We start from the raw sequence: 16,613 nt of genomic DNA on the forward strand, positions 1-16,613 counted from the left end.
GGTGAATGTTCCCTTTGCGGCGGGTGTCGCTGCCGCGGGAGCGGAGGGGGCCCGCGCGGCGCCTGTGCCGTCTCCTGGACTGTCCGGCCGGTGCTGACCGACAATCAGCGGTGTGACGTCGTCATTCGAGTTCAACACGTACCCCGCGCGGCTCTCCGACGTGGAGCGCGACAAGGCGCTGAAGGTGCTGCGGGACGGCGCCGCCGTGGGGCGGCTGTCCCACGACACGTTCATCCGGCGCATGGAGCTCGCGCTCGCGGCCCGGTGCCCCGACGAACTCGTCCCGCTCACCGCCGACCTGCCCACCGAGGGCCGCTTCTCGCGCCTGGTGTTCGGCTCCGTGGAGGCGGTCTCCGGGTTCACGGTACGGCTGCGCGGGGCATGGCGGGCCGAGCGGCTGCCGAAGCTGCTGCTGCCCCATCCGATGACCGCCCACCCCTTGCGCATAGGGCGTGATCCCGTCAACGGGCTGCGGCTCCACCACGAGACGGTCTCCCGCATGCATGCCGAACTCCGCCGGCAGGGCGGCCTGTGGGTGCTGCGGGACCTCGGTTCCACCAACGGCACGACGGTCAACGGGCGTCGGGTGGTCGGTGCGGCCGTCGTCCGCGAGGGCGACCAGATCGGTTTCGGACGGATGACGTACCGGCTTGCGGCGAACTGACCGGCCGTCCGGAGGCGGTCGTCGACCCCCTTCGCCTTCCACGGTGCGGACGCACCCCTCACTGGTCTGCCCCGGACCGGCCGACGCCCAAAACCTCGGCACGGGCACAGGAACGGACACGGGTGACGGCAGCGGCGGCCTGCGCCCGCTCCCGCCCACGAACACCGCCCGGCTGACCGCGCTCACCCTCGCGGGCCGCAGGCCGGCGCTGCGCACCGTGGGGCTGCTGCACCGGCCGGCCACCACCACCGGCCACGACCCGGCCGGGGCGCCGCCGGAGTTGGACCGGCTCATCGACGCGCGGTGCACCGACTACCGCGGCACCTGCGCGACACGCCGGATCCCGGTCGCGCGTCAGGCCGAGCAGCAGGCGCGGCCGGTGGTCGCCGCGTTCGAACCGGACCCACGGCACCCCCGCACACTCTCCCGTTCGGGTGAGCAGGGCTGGGGTGCCGGCGGCGCCGTGCCGATGCATCTGGAATGACGTACACCTCACCCACAGCGGTACGGGGCGCGCTGCTGGCGGCGACCGCCCTCCTCGCCTTCCTCGTCCCCACCCCCGCGCAGGCCGAACCGGCCCCCCGAGGCGCAGCCGCCTCCGACAGCTGGCTCCTCCTCGGTGTGGACCGGGGCGAGACCCGGACCGGCACGACACCCGGCCGCCTGCTCCTCTGTGACCCGCCCCAGGGCCACCCGCGCGCGGCCGAAGCCTGCGCGGAACTCGCCGCGGCGGACGGGCGCATCACCGGCATCCCGGCCCGGGACACCTACTGTCCGATGGTCCACGCCCCGGTGACCGCCCACGCGCGCGGCCAGTGGCGGGGGCAGCCGGTCGAGTACACGGAGACCTTCCCGAACCGGTGCGCGATGGAGGCCCGGACCGGCTCCGTGTTCGCTCTGGACGGGTTCTAGAAGACCCACGGGGGCAGGGCCGGGAGCGGGCGGGGTCAGCCCGCTCCCGGCCCTGCCCCCGCACCCGCGCGGGCGTGCAGCGCCGCCGCCACGACCGTGCGGACCTGATGCTCCACCTGGTGCGCCACGGGCACCCAGCGGGCCCGGAAGTGCACGGCGAACGCGTCGCTCCACAGGGCGACCAGGCGCTCGAGCCGCGCCGCCGCCTGCGCGTCGGTCTCCCGCACCTCCCGCAGCAGCATCGCCGCCGCCCGCAGCGGCACCCGGCGCGTGAACGCGTCCACGCTGGCCACGTACGCCCTGGTGCCGTCGGGCGGCGGGGCGCGGACCAGGTCCGCGGCCAGCCCCGGGACCAGATCCAGCCCCCAGGTGGCCGCCCGCAGCAGCGGACCGCCGGCGACGCCGGCACCCTCCATGGCCCCGGGCCGGGCCTCCTCCAGCACCTGCCGCACCTCGCGCGCGTCCCGCAGCAGCCGGCCCGCGAGATGCCGCAGCGTCTCGGCCGGAGCCGGATGCGGCTCCGGATCGTCCACCAGGGCGCCGGCCCACATCGGGACCTCGACGACCGCCGTCAGACCGCCGTAGCGGTGCGCGTGGTACCAGGTGCTGTGCCGCGCGTCGTCCGGCAGGCTCGGATACGCCGGACCGGACCCCGCCGCGGGCATCACCCGTACCCCGGGGCCGGACGCCGGCCAGCCCGCCGCGTCCGAGGCGCCCGTCTCCACCGGGATGTGCATTTCCGCGGCGGACTTCGCGAACGGCTCGGCGAGCCCCGGCACGTCCCTCGTCAGCTGGACCCAGCTGCCGCCCAGATCGGTTCCGTGCAGCGACACCTGGAGGTAGGGACGCAGCTCGTCGATGACCCCGGTCAGGGCCAGGGTCTCGGGCGGCAGCCGGTCGGGCGGCAGGGCCGACGGGGCCCACTCCGGCTGTTCCCGGCCGACGGGACGGAAGAAACCCAGGTGGTAGTCGTACAGGCTGTCCGGCCTCGTCGCCGTATGGAGGCTCGCCCCGTCGGGGTCCGCGCACAGCAGGAAGTGCCAGGACGTACCGTCCCGCAGCTCCCGCTCCGCCACCGCCCGCCGGGCCAGCGCGAGCAGCGTGGCCCCGCCGGCCGGCTCGTTGGCGTGGGCGCCCGCGACCACCAGCACGGCCCGCCGGGCGTGCCCCACGGACAACAGGTGCAGCGGTCGCTCCGCGCGGGAGAGCCCCACCTGCCGCAGGACGCACAGGCCGGGCCGTCGGGCCGTCAGCACGCGGGCGGCGGAGACGAGTTCGGCCACCGTCGGGTAGCGCAGCTCCGGCAGGAGACCCACCCCCCGTCCACCACCCGTCGTCGCACACCGCAGTACCCCACGGCCGCGGACCGGTGTCAAGGGCGCGACGGGGGAGACCCCGGAGGGGGCGCACACGGCGTGCACGACCGGCGCCTCCACCCCGTCTCGTCTCCCACCCGGGCGACCCGGGCAGGTTCCTCCACGCCCTGTCGCCGGACCCGCCCGTGCCCGGCCCGTGCCGCGCGGCGCCACGTCCGCTCTTCCCCCGGCCCGCCGGACAGGAGGCCCCCACCCGCCGCACCGGGACCCGTCCGACGCCGCGAACCGCCACCCCGGGCGGACGACGCGACGCGGGTCCGACGACAGGTCCTACGCCCCGCCCGGCTCCCCGGCGCGCTCCAGCAGGGCCACCGGCGACCGCTCGAACAGCTCCGCCACGCGCACGTGCCCCGTGAACTCCCGGCCGGGCACCAGCACGTCGGTCCAGCGGCCCGGCGGCAGCGCCAGCCGGGTCTCCCGCCAGCCGCCCGCCTCCGCCAGCCGCAGCGACAGCCGGGTCACGGCGGTCAGCACCGCGCCGGACCGCACGAACGCCACGCAGTGCCCGGCCCCCGGCCCCTCGGCGGTCAGCGGTTCGTACGACGCCGTGTCGCCGAACACCCCGGGCCGCCGTGCCCGCAACCGCAACGCGGCCCGCGTCACCGCCGCCTTGCCGCAGCCGGCCGCGTCCGCGCCGTCGCCGTCGTCCGCCCCGGCCGGGAAGTCCACCGCACGCCGGTTGTCCGGGTCCACCAGGACCCGGTACTCGGACTCGGTGCCCTGGTAGACGTCGGGCACGCCCGGCATCGTCAGATGGACCAGGGCGGCGCCCAGCACGTTCGCGTGGATGTACGACTCCAGCGAGGCACGGAACCGTACGACCCGTTCGCCCGTGGCCCCGCACGGCCCCGCCGCCACGAACCGGGCCACCGCCTCCTCGTACGCCGGTTCCCGCTCCGTCCAGTTCGTGTACAGGCCCGCCTCGCGCACATGCTTGAGCAGCGCGCCCGTCACCCGCTCCGGGTCCGCCGGGCCCAGTCCGAACACCGTCTGCCAGGCGGCCCACGCCAGCTGCGGGTCCGGCACGCCCTCGCCGACGTGGGTCACCTCCGCCAGGACGTCCGCCCAGCGGCCGGGGCACTCGGTGAGCACGTGGAGCGCGGCCCGCACGTCGGCGCTGCGCTTGGTGTCGTGCGTGGTGACGACGGTGCCGGTCGCCGGCCAGTCGCGCTGCACGCGCGCGCAGTACGCGTGGAACCGCTCCGGGGACAGCGCCGGGGAGCCGGGGTCGTGGCCCACCTCCGTCGCCGACAGCAGCGGCACGTAGCGGTAGAACGCCGTGTCCTCCACCGACTTGGCCCGCAGCGCCGACGCGGTCTGCGCGAACCGCGTACGGAACTCCACCTGCCCCGGCCCGTCGCCGTACCGCCCGAGCACCAGATCCCGTACGACGTCCACCGCCCCGGCCTCCTCGGGGACGGCGAAGGCGCGCCGCGCGCCGGCCGCGGCCTCCCCGGTGACCACGCCGGCCGGGTCCACGGAGGCGTAGGGCCGGTAGACCTCGAGCCGGACCAGGAGCTCCTCGAGCGCGGTGCGCAGGGCCCAGGGCGCGCGGTCGCGCAGCGCGGGCTCGGGCGACGCCGCGCACACGCGGTCGGCGACCCGGGTCAGCCGGGCGACCTCGGTGGCCAGCTCGTGCGTGAGCACCTCGTACCCGGCCCGCCGCACCGTCGCCTCCCACTCGCCGCCCCGGTCCGGCTGCGGCGCCGCGAACCGGCGGTACCGGCCGAGCAGTTCCCCGGCCCCGGCCGGGTCCGTGAACAGACCGTCCACGTGCCGCAGGGCGTCGTAACCGGTGGTGCCCGCGACCGGCCAGGAGGCGGGCAGCGGCTCGCCGTCGGCGAGGATCTTCTCCACCACGGTCCAGCGGCCCCCGGTCGCCGCGTGCAGCCGGCGCAGGTATTCGTCCGGGTCGGCGAGCCCGTCCGGGTGATCGACCCGCAGCCCGTCGACGACGCCCTCGCGCAGCAGCTGGAGGATCTTGGCGTGGGTGGCCTCGAACACCTCGGGGTCCTCCACGCGTACCCCGATCAGCTCGGAGATGCTGAAGAAGCGGCGGTAGTTCAGCTCGGTGCGGGCCAGCCGCCACCACGCCAGGCGGTACCACTGGGCGTCCAGGAGCTGCGGCAGCGGCAGACGGGCGGTGCCCTCGCGCAGCGGGAACGCGTGGTCGTGGTAGCGCAGCACGTCGCCGTCCACCTTCAGCCGGCCGAGCTCCGCGCCGAGCGGCCCGCCCAGCACCGGCAGCAGAATCCGGCCGCCCTGCGCCTCCCAGTCGATGTCGAACCACCGCGCACGGCGCGACGAGGGCCCCTCGCGCAGCACCTCCCACAGGACCCGGTTGTGGCGCGGGGACATCGCCATGTGGTTCGGGACGATGTCCACGACCAGGCCGAGACCGTGCTCGCGCGCGGTGCGCGACAGGTCCCGCAGCGCCGGCTCGCCGCCCAGCTCCTCGCGCACCCGCGCGGGGTCCGTCACGTCGTAGCCGTGCCGGGAGCCCGCAACCGCCTCCAGGACCGGCGACAGGTGCAGATGGGAGACTCCGAGCGAGGCCAGATACGGCACAGCGGCCGTCGCGGCGGCGAACGGGAGGTCGGGCTGCAGCTGCAGCCGGTACGTGGCGGTGGGCACCGGGGGCCCGGGGCGCCGGGATCGCTCGGATCGCTCAGAGGTCATGCAGACGTACGTACCCGCCCTGCCGCCCTTCCTGTCACGAGTCCCTCCGCTGCCGTGCCACGGGCCGCGCCCCGCCCTGCCTCGTTCGCGCCGCGCTGCCCCGCCCTGTCCGCCCTGCCTCGTCCGCGCCGCGCCGCGCCGCCTCGTCCGCGCCGCGCTGTCCGCGCCGTCGTCCGTCACGCCGGCCGCTGGAGCACCGTCAGGCTCCGGCCGGTCAGGGTCAGCCGGGTGCCGGCCCGCACCTTCGGGCCGGCACCCGGCGGGACTCCGTCCTCGCGGGCGGTGTCGACGACCACCTGCCACTGCCGGCCGTGGCCGACGGGCACCACGAACTCCAGCGGGCCGGGAGACGCGTTGAACAGGAGCAGGAACGAGTCGTCCGTGATGCGTTCCCCGCGCTGGCCCGGCTCCGAGATCGCATTGCCGTTGAGGAACACCGTCAGCGCCGAGGCCCGCGCCTGGTCCCAGTCCCGCTGGGCCATCTCCGCCCCCTCGGGAGTGAACCAGGCGATGTCGGACAGGTCGTCGTGGGTGCCCTCGACCGGCCGGCCGTGGAAGAAGCGGCGCCTGCGGAACACCGGATGGTTCTTGCGCAGCCACACCATCGCGCGGGTGAACTCCAGCATCCGCAGGCGGGCGTCGCCCGCGCCCTCGCCGTCCTCCTCCTCGCGCCCGCGGCCGCCGCCGGGACCCCGCTCCGCAGGCCAGGCGAGCCAGGCCACCTCGTTGTCCTGGCAGTAGGCGTTGTTGTTGCCGTGCTGGGTGCGGGCGACCTCGTCGCCGTGACTGATCATCGGCACGCCCTGGGACAGCATCAGCGTCGCGATGAAGTTCCGCATCTGGCGGGCCCGCAGCCGCAGCACGTCCGGATCGTCGGTCTCGCCCTCGGCACCGCTGTTCCAGGAGCGGTTGTGGCTCTCGCCGTCCCGGTTGTCCTCGCCGTTGGCGGCGTTGTGCTTGTCGTTGTACGAGACCAGGTCGTGCAGGGTGAAGCCGTCGTGGCAGGTCACGAAGTTGATCGAGGCCAGCGGGCGCCGCCCGTCGTCCTGGTACAGGTCGGACGAGCCGGTCAGCCGGGAGGCGAACTCCGCGAGCGCGCGCGGCTCACCCCGCCACAGGTCCCGCACGGTGTCCCGGTACTTGCCGTTCCACTCGGTCCACAACGGCGGGAAGTTGCCCACCTGGTAGCCGCCCTCGCCCACGTCCCACGGCTCGGCGATCAGCTTCACCTGGGAGACCACCGGATCCTGCTGCACCAGGTCGAAGAACGACGACAGCCGGTCCACCTCGTGGAACTGCCGCGCCAGGGTCGCCGCGAGGTCGAAACGGAACCCGTCGACGTGCATCTCGGTGACCCAGTACCGCAGTGAGTCCATGATCATCTGGAGGACGTGCGGGGACCGCATGAGCAGGGAGTTCCCGGTCCCCGTCGTGTCCATGTAGTAGCGGGGGTCGTCGGCCAGCCGGTAGTAGGAGGGGTTGTCGATGCCCTTGAAGGACAGCGTCGGGCCCAGGTGGTTGCCCTCGGCGGTGTGGTTGTAGACGACGTCGAGGATGACCTCGATCCCGGCCTCGTGCAGCGCCTTCACCGCCGACTTGAACTCCAGCACCTGCTGACCGCGGTCGCCCCAGGACGCGTACGCGTTGTGCGGGGCGAAGAAACCGATGGTGTTGTAACCCCAGTAGTTGTTCAGGCCCATGTCCACCAGGCGGTGGTCGTTCACGAACTGGTGGACCGGCATCAGCTCCAGTGCCGTCACGCCGAGTTCGGTCAGGTGTTCGATCGCCGCCGGGTGCGCGAGGCCCGCGTAGGTGCCGCGCAGCTCCTCCGGCAGCCCCGGATGGCGCATGGTGAGCCCCTTGACGTGCGCCTCGTAGATCACCGTGTGGTGGTACTCCGTCCGGGGCGGCCGGTCGTCGCCCCAGTCGAAGTACGGGTTGACCACCACCGACGTCATCGTGTGCGGCGCGGAGTCCAGGTCGTTGCGCTCGTCGGGCGCGTCGAAGTGGTAGCCGTACACCTCCTCGCCCCACTGGACCGCCCCGCTGATCGCACGCGCGTACGGGTCGAGCAGCAGTTTCGCCGAGTTGCAGCGCAGCCCCCGTTCGGGGGCGTACGGCCCGTGGACACGGAAGCCGTACCGCTGTCCCGGCATGACGCCGGGCAGGTACGCGTGCCGTACGAACGCGTCGCTCTCGCGCAGTTCGACCGCCGTCTCGGAGCCGTCGTCGTGCAACAGACACAGCTCCACTCGGTCCGCGGCCTCCGTGAAGACCGCGAAATTCGTGCCGGCGCCGTCGTACGTGGCACCGAGGGGATACGCCTCGCCAGGCCAGACCTGCATGGACACGACTCTTTCAGGTGTACGGCGCCGATGGGGAGCCTTGGCCCGGAGTGTTGCCGTGTCGTCCGTTGCCGTGCTGTCGTCCTACCGACCGTCGTACGGACTGCCGGGGTTCCCGGCGGGCCGGCGCGGCGTGATCCCTCCGTGGCCTCGCGGATCTCCAGGCATCTGCCCCGGCCGCAACCTCTGTATGCGCGTTGTGACTTCGTGCACTCGCCGTGCACGGACGCGGTAGAAGAGGGTTGCGGAAAGCGGAAGTTGAGAAACGACCGTGCCATCGGGCTGCACCGTGCACCGCAAGCGGAGTACTCTCCTTGATCGTTGGGGCTGGGAGTGCTCGGGGGAGCGGAAGGCGGTGCGCGGGTGGGCTCGGGAGGGTTGGAGCTGCCCCCTGGTGACGAGGGTCACGAGGGGAACTCCACGGAGGTCCCGCCCGGTGCGGTGTCCCTGGCGCGGCCGATGGACGCGGGCTCGATCGGGCCGGACCTGGACTGGGGCGTCGACGCCTGGCGCGAGGTGCGGACCCGTGCCCAGCGGGCCGGCCGTGCCTACATATGGCTGAACCTCGTGGAGCAGCGGCTGCGCTCGGTGGTGGCCGCGGTGCTGCGGCCCGTCTACGAGCCCGTCCACGGCGACGACTGGGTGGTCGCCGCCGCCGGACCCGCCGGGCAGGAGTGGGTGCAGCGGGCGGTCGCGGTGCGCGAGGTCAGCCGTCGCAAGGGCTATCTGCTCGACCCGGCCGACGACAACGTCGTCTCCTTCCTCACGCTCCCGCAGCTGCGGGAGCTGATGGTCCAGCACTGGCCCTGTTTCGAGCCGTACTTCGACGACCGCCGGGACGTCGAACTCGCCCTGGACGAGCTCGAGGTGACCCGCAACGTCGTCTCCCGCAACCGGGCGCTGTCCGAGGCGGTGCTGAACCAGGCCGAGCGGGCCTCCGCGCGGCTGCTGGAGATGCTCGGCGCGGACGGGGACGTGCCGTCCGCGCGCCGGCTGCCCGTCGACGCGGTGGAGGACCTGGTCGGCGACCGGTACGCGGACGTGGTCGCCGTCCACCCCGACCGCGTGCGGCTGCTGCGCCAGTTCCCGGCCGAGGACATCTTCGGCGGCGCCCGCCGCCTGGACGCCATCGGCATCGGCCTCAACCTGCTGGTGCAGAACTTCTCCGGGCGCCGCCTGGTGCGGCTCGCCGGGTCCGGCTGCCGGGTGCGGCTGCTGTTCCTGAACCCGGCCTCCAGCGCGGTCAAGCGCCGCGAGCGTGAACTCGGCCTCAAGCGAGGGGAGCTGGGCCGCGCGGTCGAGATGAACATCCTGCACATGCGCCGGGTGCGCTCCCGGCTGCGCGATCCGGGCGCGTTCGAGATCCACGTCTACGACGAGACGCCCCGCTGTACGGCGTACCTCGTCGACGGGGACGGCGCCGACGGCGTCGGCGTGGTGCAGAGCCATCTGCGCCGGGCCCGGGGGATGGAGGCACCGGTGCTGGTGCTGCGCAACGGCAGCAAGGTGGTCAAACCGGGCGAGGCGGAAGAAGGTGGGCTGTTCCCCACGTACCGTGAGGAGTTCGAGCAGATGTGGGTGGATTCCCGCCCGGTGTCGTGAACCGTTCGTGACGGTAAGCGGAATGCGACCCTCGGGTTGTCAGTGGTGCGTGCGAAGGTAAGAAGCACCGGGGGAACGCACCACACGGAAGGGGGGCCGCCCATGGGCTGGCACCGGGAGCTGCTGATCGGCTTCGACCTCGAGACGACGGGCACCGACCCGCACGAGGCGCGCATCGTCACGGGAGCCGTGATCGAGGTCAGGGACGGAGTGCCGCAGGGGTGCAGGGAGTGGCTGGCCGACCCCGGCGTGCCCATCCCGGCGGACGCGGTGGCGGTCCACGGCATCAGCGGCGAGCGGGCCGCGGCCGAGGGGAGCCCCGCCGACCAGGTCGCCGACCAGGTCGCCGACGTCCTCGCCGGCCACTGGAGCGCGGGCGTCCCGGTCGTCGCCTACAACGCCACGTTCGATTTGTCCCTGCTCTCCGCCGAACTGCGGCGGTACGGGCTGCCGTCGCTGAGTGACCGGCTGGGCGGCAGGGAGCCCGCCCCGGTCGTCGATCCGTACACGATCGACCGCAGCGTCGACCGCTACCGCCGAGGCAAGCGCAACCTGGAGGCAGTCTGCGCGGAGTACGGCGTCGCTCTCGACTCCGCGCACGACGCGGCGGCCGACGCCCTCGCCGCCGCCCGGCTGGCCCGCGCGATAGCCGACCGCCACCCGGGGGTCGCGGCGCTCGGCCCGGCGGAGCTGCACCGCCGCCAGATCGAGTGGTACGCCGCATGGGCGGCGGACTTCCAGAGCTTCCTGCGCCGCAAGGGCGACGCCACCGCGACGATCGACGGCACCTGGCCCCTGCGCGAGCCCGCGGGCTCGCGCATCTGACCGGGGCCCGGATCGGGGCCGGGGCCAAGGGCCGGGTCGGAGAAGGGCCGAGTCAGAAGGGGTGCCAGCGGACCGTCGGGTCGCCGTCGCGCAGGGACGCCACCCGGCGTTCGAACTCGGCCAGGGCCTTCGGATTGCTCGGGGCGTGCTGGGCGACCCAGGCGCAGCTGGCCGTCTCGCGCGCGCCGCGCAGCACCGCGCAGCCCTCCCACTCGCGCACGTCCCAGCCGTAGGTCCCGGTGAAGGACGCGTACGCCTGCGCCGGCAGCCCGTAGCGGTCGTGGGAGAGGGCCATGACCACCAGGTCGTGCTCGCGCAGATCCGCGGAGAAGGTCTCCAGGTCGACCAGGACCGGCCCGTCCGGCCCGACGTGCACGTTCCGCGGCAGCGCGTCCCCGTGGATCGGCCCCGGCGGCAGACGGGGTGTCAGGGCCGCGGCGGCCGCCGCGAAACCGTCGCGCCGCTCGCGCAGATATGCCGCGTCCTCGGGGGCGATCGCCTCGCCCGCGAGCCGCAGCCAGCGTTCCACGCCGCCCAGCAGCTCGCGGGGCGGCAGCCCGAAGGCGGGAGGGGGAAGGGCGTGGACCACCCGCAGCAGTGCGGCCAGATCCCGGGGTTCGGCGGGCCGCACCGGCGCGGGCAGCCGGTGCCAGACCGTCACCGGGTGGCCCTCGACCAGCAGTGCCTGCGGCCGCGCCGCCCGCACCGCCGGCACCTTCTCCTCGGCGAGCCACAGCGCGATCGCCATCTCCCGGCGGGCGCGCTCCAGCAGGCCGCTGTCGCGGCCCACCTTGACGACCAGGTCGCCGGAGGCGAACACCGCGTTCTCGCCCAGGGCGAGCAGTCGCGCCTCCCCGGCCGCGCGTCCCGGCAGCACGTCCGCCGCCGCCAGGACGTCCCGCGCCCGTGCCTCGTCCATCCGCCCGCCTCCGTGCCTGTGCCTGGTCCCGCGCTCGTGTGCGCCCTCGGTCAGTGTCCCATTCGCACAGGTCGGCGACGTGCGCGGTGTCCGTCGGTGGTGGGCTGCGGGTGGGACGGCCGCCGCGGGGGGCCGTCGCGCACCCCCAACCGATTGCACGATACGTATCGTCTCGTCTAGGGTTCGGGGCATGACCAGTCCCGCTCACATCGCCATGTTCTCCATCGCCGCCCACGGCCACGTGAACCCGAGCCTCGAGGTGATCCGCGAGCTCGTGGCGCGCGGCCACCGGGTGACGTACGCGATCCCCCCGGTCTTCGCGGACAAGGTCGCCGGGACCGGCGCCGAGGTGAAGCCCTGGAACTCCGTCCTCCCCGGGCCGGACGACGACCCGGGGGACTGGGGCACCACCCTGCTGGACAACGTCGAACCGTTCCTCGACGACGCCGTCCAGGCCCTCCCGCAGCTGACGAAGGCGTACGAGGGGGACACCCCCGACCTGGTGCTGCACGACATCACCTCGTACCCGGCACGCGTGCTCGGCCACCGCTGGGGTGTGCCCGTGGTCTCCCTCTCACCGAACCTCGTCGCCTGGGAGGGGTACGAGAAGGAGGTCGGCGAGCCGATGTGGGAGGAGCCGCTCAGGACCGAGCGCGGCCGGGCCTACTACGCCCGCTTCCACGCCTGGCTGGAGGAGAACGGGATCAGCACGCACCCCGACCCGTTCGTGGGCCGGCCGGCGCGCTCCCTCGTCCTGATCCCCAAGGTACTGCAGCCGAACGCCGACCGGGTCGACGAGAGCACGCACACGTTCGTCGGCGCCTGCCAGGGCGACCGCGACGCGGAGGGGGAGTGGCAGCGGCCGGCCGGTGCGCAGAAGGTCGTCCTGGTGTCGCTCGGATCGTCGTTCACCAAGCAGCCCGGCTTCTACCGGGAGTGCGTCAGGGCGTTCGGCGACCTGCCCGGGTGGCACCTGGTGCTCCAGATCGGCAAGCACGTCGACCCCGCCGAGCTGGGCGACGTGCCGGCCGGCGTCGAGGTGCGGTCCTGGGTGCCGCAGCTCGCGGTCCTGAGGCAGGCCGACCTGTTCGTCACCCACGCGGGCGCCGGCGGCAGCCAGGAAGGGCTGGCCACGGCCACGCCGATGATCGCCGTGCCGCAGGCCGTGGACCAGTTCGGCAACGCGGACATGCTCCAGGGCCTCGGTGTCGCCCGGCATCTCCCCATGGAGGAGGCCACCGCCGAGGCCCTCGGCGCGGCGGCCCTCGATCTCGTCGGCGACCCGGAAGTCGCCCGCCGGCTGAACGAGATCCGGGCCGGGACGGCCGAGGAGGGCGGCACCCGCAGGGCGGCCGACCTCATCGAGGCGGAGCTGCCGCAGCGCGGCTAGGGCCCGGAGCGGGAAGGGGCACGGCCGGAACGCCGTGCCCCTTCCCGCCCTCTCGGCGCGTCCACGGGGTCGGCCCCGCACCCGCTCGCCCTCGTCCGCGCCGTGGTCCGTGCCCGTTCCCCGACCCGGATCCTGGTCCACACCCCCTTCGCCACCGGCGCGCCCGCGTGCCCGGCACGGCGGGCCGTCCCCCGTCGCGCGGCGTGTGCGGGCTCTCCGCCGCCCTGTCCTGGCCGGAGCCGCCCACCAGCGGCACGTACACGAAGGCGGCGTTCCGTCCCTCGTGTCCCCCCTGTCCCGACCGGGCCGCGCGAGGCGCCCGGGCTCACCGCCTGCTCACGGAAGCCGGCCGGCGCGGCCCGCACGTCGCGCCCGCCCCCACGGGGTACGACGGCCGTCCTAGGGTGTGCGGATGGCGACGACATACGCGGCACTGCTGCGCGGCATCAACGTGGGCGGCAGCAGAAAGGTCCCCATGGCCGACCTGCGCACCCTGATGGAGGGCCTCGGCCACGACGCGGTCCGCACCCATCTCCAAAGCGGCCAGGCCGTGTTCACCACCAGGAGCGACGGGCCGGGGGACGAGAGCGCGGACCCGGCCGAGGAGGTGCTGGCCGCCGGACTCGCCGACGCCGTCGAGCGGCACTTCGGCTTCGCCGTCGACGTGATCGTGCGCGACCACGCCTATCTGCGGGCGGTCGTCGACGCCTGTCCTTTCCCGGCCGCCGAGCCGGCGCCCAAGCAGGTGCACGTCACCTACTTCTCCGCTGCCGTCGACGCCGACCGTTTCGCGCACATCGACCGGGCGGCCCACCTGCCCGAGGAGTTCCGCCTCGGCGACCGTGCCCTGTACCTGTACGCCCCGGACGGCCTGGGCCGCTCCAGGCTCGCCGAGCGCCTGGCCGCGCCCCGGACCACCCGGGGCGTCATCGCCACCACCCGCAACTGGAACACCGTCGTCAAGCTCATGGAGCTCACCCGTGACTGACCCGTGCACCGCCGCCGCAGCAGCAGCCGCAGCAGCGGCCGTCGAGGCCGAACTGAAACTCCTCGACCCCGAGGTGCGCCGCTCGCCCGAACGCGTCGGGGAACTGCTTCATCCGGAGTTCGTGGAGATCGGCGCGTCCGGACGGGTTTGGGACCGCGACGCGATCATCGCGCTGCTCGCCGGCGAACGCGACGCGGGGGCCCCGCCGGCACCGTCTCCCGGATGAGGGCCGTGCGACTGGCCCCCGACACCGTTCATCTCACCTTCGACACGGACCACAACGGCCGGTGCGCCCACCGCAGTTCCCTGTGGCGCCGCACCGGCCGGCAATGGCTGCTCCACTTCCACCAGGGGACGCTGTACGACCCGGACGCGGTGACCGGCGGCTGAGCGCCCCACCGACCCGGACGCCGTCGCCGTCGCCGTCGCCGTCGGCGCAGAGGCCTCAGGCCCCCACTGCCCCGGTCGCCTCCGCCGGCGCCGGTGTCCGTGCCGCGTCGTACCGCTGCACCAGCACCCGCGCCACCTCCGGCGCCGGGCCGAGGACGTCCGCCAGGACGTCCGCCCGGGCCGCACCCCGTGCGATGCGGTCCGGAAGGAAGCCCGGAGCCAGGACGTACGGGGCCACGGCGACGCGTTCGCAGCCGAGGGCCCGCAGTTCGCGTACCGCGTCCTCGGTGCGGGGCAGGGATGCGGAGGCGAACGCAGGCCGCACGGCGCACCAACCGGTGTGCCGCCACTCCCGCGCGATTTCTGCGATCACTGCGATCGCCTCCGGGTCGGTGGACCCCGCCGAGGCCAGGACGACCCCGGTCGAGGACTTGTCGGCGGGCGTCAGGCCCGCCTCGTACAGCCGGCGTTCCAGCGCGGCCTGGAGCAGGGGGGACGGCCCCAGGACGTCCGCCTGGCGGACGCGCAGCCGCGCGTCCGCGTCCGCGAGGACCGCCGGGATGTCCGCCTTGGCGTGGAAGGCGCGGGTCAGCAGCAGCGGGAGGGCCACCACGTCGCGCACGCCCTCCGCCGCCAGGGAGTCCAGCACCCCCGGTACGGAGGGGACGTTGAAATCGAGGAAGCCGGTCTCCACCCGCAGCTCCGGCCGCAGCGACCGGACCCGCCCTACCAGGGCGTGCACGGTCGCCGCGTGCCGCGGATCGCGGCTGCCGTGGGCGATGACGAGAAGAACCGGACGGCGCATGATCGGATCAGTCCTTTCCCAGCAGGCCGCGGCCGCGCAGGACCCACCGCTCCAGCGGACTGAAGATCAGCAGGTCGATGGCGATACCGACGGTCAGGATCAGCAGGATCGCCTCGAACACCATGGCCATGTCGCTCGCGTTGCGGCCGTTCTCCAGCAGCTGCCCGAGGCCGATGCCGAGATCGGGGAACGACGCGATGATCTCCGCGGCCATCAGCGAACGCCAGGAGAACGCCCAGCCCTGCTTCAGGCCCGCCACATAGCCGGGCAGCGCGGCCGGCAGCACGACGTGCCAGGTGCCCTTCAGCCCCGTCGCGCCCAGCGTGCGGCCGGCCCGCAGGAACAGCGGCGGCACCTGGCTGACGCCGGAGACCAGACCGTTGGCGATCGAGGGGACCGCGCCGAGCAGGATCACCGCGTACATCATCTGGTTGTTCAGGCCCAGCCAGATCACCGCCGGCGGCACCCACGCCACCGACGGCAGGGACTGCAGCCCGGACAGGATCGGGCCGATCGCCGCGCGCACGAACCTCACCCGCGCCACCAGCAGTCCCAGCGGCGTACCGATCAGCAGAGCGAAGAAGAAGCCGAGCAGACCGCGCGAGACGCTGGTCCAGATGTAGCCGAGCAGCTCGCCCTGGAGCCACGCGTCCCGGACGACGTCCCACACGGCGCCCGGAGAGGGCAGCTTGGTCGGGTCGTCGACGATCCTGAAGGAGACCAGCGCCTGCCACACGGCCAGCACGATGGTGACGGCGATGACGGGCGGCAGGATCTTCTGGACGAAGGTCTGACGCCACGGCCTGCGGGTCTGCTGCCTCGTCTCCAGCGCGTCGAGGCCCGCTTCCAGACCGGCGAGGTCGTGCGTGTCCGTCTCGTCCTTCGCGGCCTTCGCGGTGGTTTCAGTGCTGGCCATGACGGCGGATCTCCCCACGGAGCTGCTCGGTGATCTCGACGGACAGTTCCGCGACCGCGGTGTCCTCGATGCGGCGGGGGTGCTCGATGTCCACCGTCCACTCGCGGGCGATCCGGCCCGGCCGGGACGACAGCAGGACCACCCGCTGCGCGAGCCGGACGGCCTCGCGCACGTTGTGCGTGACGAACAGGACGGACAGCCGGCCCGCGGCGGAGCCGCTGGTGTTCGCAGTGCGCCAGATCCGGGTCAGCTCGTCGTGCAGCACGTCCCGGGTGATGGCGTCCAGTGCCGCGAACGGCTCGTCCATCAGCAGCAGCCTGCTCTCCTGGGCGAGCGCACGGGCCAGCGCGACCCGCTGGCGCATGCCGCCGGACAGCTCGTGCACCCGCTTGCCGTGGGCGCCCTTCAACCGGACCAGCTCCAGCAGCTCCTCGGCCCGGCCGCGCCGCTCCGCCTTCGGCATGCCCCTCAGTTTCAGGGCGAGTTCGATGTTCTTGCCCGCGGTCAGCCACGGGAACAGCGCGTGCTCCTGGAACATCAGCGCCGGGCGGCCGTCCGTGCTGATCGCGCCGGCACTGGGCGCGTCGAGGCCCGCGACCAGGTTGAGCAGCGTGGACTTGCCGCACCCCGAAGCCCCCAGCAGGGTGACGAACTCACCGGGCGCGACATCGAGCGTGATGTCGTCCAGCACGAGCTGCTGCCCGGCCGGGTCCGCGAACGACTTCGAGACGTGCTCGATCCGGGCGGCGTGGGTGACCGCCTCGGTGTCGTCGGCGGCCCTGGCGAGGGTCGTGGCCATGGT

The 16,613-nt window shown here is 73.9% G+C and carries 16 protein-coding genes; 9 read left to right on the forward strand and 7 right to left on the reverse strand.

The features are described 5' to 3' along the window. Positions 1-112 precede the first annotated feature (112 nt). From TU30_RS03070 to TU30_RS03080, 3 genes are read left to right on the forward strand one after another with little or no spacing between them, the layout of a single operon-like run. Positions 113-664, forward strand: a complete 552-nt coding sequence (locus TU30_RS03070) for a DUF1707 and FHA domain-containing protein (RefSeq protein ID WP_042164184.1) — start codon at positions 113-115, stop codon at positions 662-664. Positions 665-707: 43 nt separating this feature from the next. Further along, entirely contained in the window at positions 708-1,148 is a 441-nt protein-coding gene (locus TU30_RS03075; protein WP_042164187.1) for a hypothetical protein, read from the forward strand. Beyond that, positions 1,145-1,576: an SSI family serine proteinase inhibitor gene (locus TU30_RS03080; protein ID WP_042164190.1), complete on the forward strand. Its 432-nt coding sequence runs from the start codon at positions 1,145-1,147 to the stop codon at positions 1,574-1,576. Before TU30_RS03075 ends, TU30_RS03080 begins: the two co-directional genes overlap by 4 nt. A 35-nt stretch (positions 1,577-1,611) precedes the next feature. On the opposite strand, the gene TU30_RS03085 is transcribed toward TU30_RS03080, so the two are convergent. The 3 genes from TU30_RS03085 to glgX all read right to left on the reverse strand — a co-directional run bounded on the left by TU30_RS03085 (position 1,612) and on the right by glgX (position 7,976). Beyond that, on the reverse strand, positions 1,612-2,892 hold the full coding sequence (locus tag TU30_RS03085) for a M14 family zinc carboxypeptidase (RefSeq protein ID WP_042164192.1): 1,281 nt from the start codon (positions 2,890-2,892) through the stop codon (positions 1,612-1,614). A gap of 330 nt (positions 2,893-3,222) precedes the next feature. Further along, on the reverse strand, positions 3,223-5,631 hold the full coding sequence (gene treY, locus TU30_RS03090) for a malto-oligosyltrehalose synthase (RefSeq protein ID WP_042164195.1): 2,409 nt from the start codon (positions 5,629-5,631) through the stop codon (positions 3,223-3,225). 176 nt (positions 5,632-5,807) lie between these two features. Beyond that, complete coding sequence (gene glgX / locus TU30_RS03095) at positions 5,808-7,976, reverse strand: glycogen debranching protein GlgX (protein ID WP_042164197.1); 2,169 nt, start codon at positions 7,974-7,976, stop codon at positions 5,808-5,810. Between the two features lie 363 nt (positions 7,977-8,339). On the opposite strand from glgX, the gene TU30_RS03100 reads away from it, so the two are divergent. Both TU30_RS03100 and TU30_RS03105 read left to right on the forward strand, forming a co-directional pair. Beyond that, a complete protein-coding gene (locus TU30_RS03100) occupies positions 8,340-9,578 on the forward strand; it encodes an SAV2148 family HEPN domain-containing protein (protein WP_042164200.1) in 1,239 nt (412 codons plus the stop codon). 102 nt (positions 9,579-9,680) lie between these two features. Continuing rightward, entirely contained in the window at positions 9,681-10,403 is a 723-nt protein-coding gene (locus tag TU30_RS03105) for a 3'-5' exonuclease (protein WP_042164203.1), read from the forward strand. A 52-nt stretch (positions 10,404-10,455) separates the two neighbouring features. On the opposite strand, the gene TU30_RS03110 is transcribed toward TU30_RS03105, so the two are convergent. Next, positions 10,456-11,322, reverse strand: coding sequence for an aminoglycoside phosphotransferase family protein (locus TU30_RS03110; protein WP_042164205.1), 867 nt, complete (start codon positions 11,320-11,322; stop codon positions 10,456-10,458). A 190-nt stretch (positions 11,323-11,512) separates the two neighbouring features. On the opposite strand from TU30_RS03110, the gene mgt reads away from it, so the two are divergent. The 4 genes from mgt to TU30_RS38160 all read left to right on the forward strand — a co-directional run bounded on the left by mgt (position 11,513) and on the right by TU30_RS38160 (position 14,090). Further along, positions 11,513-12,712, forward strand: a complete 1,200-nt coding sequence (mgt, locus tag TU30_RS03115) for a macrolide-inactivating glycosyltransferase (protein ID WP_042164207.1) — start codon at positions 11,513-11,515, stop codon at positions 12,710-12,712. Positions 12,713-13,124: 412 nt separating this feature from the next. Next, positions 13,125-13,700 carry a DUF1697 domain-containing protein gene (locus tag TU30_RS03120; protein ID WP_042164209.1) on the forward strand — a complete coding sequence of 192 codons (576 nt, stop codon included), beginning with the start codon at positions 13,125-13,127 and terminating at the stop codon, positions 13,698-13,700. Further along, entirely contained in the window at positions 13,693-13,926 is a 234-nt protein-coding gene (locus TU30_RS38155; protein ID WP_370626547.1) for a DUF4440 domain-containing protein, read from the forward strand. Before TU30_RS03120 ends, TU30_RS38155 begins: the two co-directional genes overlap by 8 nt. Further along, on the forward strand, positions 13,923-14,090 hold the full coding sequence (locus tag TU30_RS38160; RefSeq protein ID WP_360618722.1) for a hypothetical protein: 168 nt from the start codon (positions 13,923-13,925) through the stop codon (positions 14,088-14,090). The genes TU30_RS38155 and TU30_RS38160 overlap by 4 nt, the downstream gene beginning before the upstream one ends. 55 nt (positions 14,091-14,145) lie before the next feature. Here the strand turns inward: TU30_RS38160 and TU30_RS03130 are convergent, their stop codons facing one another. The 3 genes from TU30_RS03130 to TU30_RS03140 are packed head-to-tail and all read right to left on the reverse strand — an operon-like array spanning position 14,146 to position 16,610. Next, entirely contained in the window at positions 14,146-14,895 is a 750-nt protein-coding gene (locus TU30_RS03130; protein WP_042164211.1) for a sirohydrochlorin chelatase, read from the reverse strand. A gap of 7 nt (positions 14,896-14,902) precedes the next feature. Further along, a complete protein-coding gene (locus tag TU30_RS03135; RefSeq protein ID WP_042164213.1) occupies positions 14,903-15,811 on the reverse strand; it encodes an ABC transporter permease in 909 nt (302 codons plus the stop codon). Next, complete coding sequence (locus tag TU30_RS03140) at positions 15,798-16,610, reverse strand: ABC transporter ATP-binding protein (RefSeq protein ID WP_042164215.1); 813 nt, start codon at positions 16,608-16,610, stop codon at positions 15,798-15,800. The genes TU30_RS03135 and TU30_RS03140 overlap by 14 nt, the downstream gene beginning before the upstream one ends. Between the last annotated feature and the right edge of the window lie 3 nt (positions 16,611-16,613).

This window comes from Streptomyces sp. NBRC 110035 (assembly GCF_000829695.1).
Taxonomy (GTDB): Bacteria; Actinomycetota; Actinomycetes; order Streptomycetales; family Streptomycetaceae; genus Streptomyces.

Bases quoted from the DNA above. Each gene is read 5' to 3' on its own strand.
- treY (WP_042164195.1), bottom strand. From the start codon at position 5,631: ATGACCTCTGAGCGATCCGAGCGATCCCGGCGCCCCGGGCCCCCGGTG.
- mgt (WP_042164207.1), top strand. From the start codon at position 11,513: ATGACCAGTCCCGCTCACATCGCCATGTTCTCCATCGCCGCCCACGGC.
- TU30_RS03135 (WP_042164213.1), bottom strand. From the start codon at position 15,811: ATGGCCAGCACTGAAACCACCGCGAAGGCCGCGAAGGACGAGACGGAC.
- TU30_RS38160 (WP_360618722.1), top strand. From the start codon at position 13,923: ATGAGGGCCGTGCGACTGGCCCCCGACACCGTTCATCTCACCTTCGAC.
- TU30_RS03140 (WP_042164215.1), bottom strand. From the start codon at position 16,610: ATGGCCACGACCCTCGCCAGGGCCGCCGACGACACCGAGGCGGTCACC.
- glgX (WP_042164197.1), bottom strand. From the start codon at position 7,976: ATGCAGGTCTGGCCTGGCGAGGCGTATCCCCTCGGTGCCACGTACGAC.
- TU30_RS03120 (WP_042164209.1), top strand. From the start codon at position 13,125: ATGGCGACGACATACGCGGCACTGCTGCGCGGCATCAACGTGGGCGGC.
- TU30_RS03080 (WP_042164190.1), top strand. From the start codon at position 1,145: ATGACGTACACCTCACCCACAGCGGTACGGGGCGCGCTGCTGGCGGCG.
- TU30_RS03130 (WP_042164211.1), bottom strand. From the start codon at position 14,895: ATGCGCCGTCCGGTTCTTCTCGTCATCGCCCACGGCAGCCGCGATCCG.
- TU30_RS03105 (WP_042164203.1), top strand. From the start codon at position 9,681: ATGGGCTGGCACCGGGAGCTGCTGATCGGCTTCGACCTCGAGACGACG.
- TU30_RS03110 (WP_042164205.1), bottom strand. From the start codon at position 11,322: ATGGACGAGGCACGGGCGCGGGACGTCCTGGCGGCGGCGGACGTGCTG.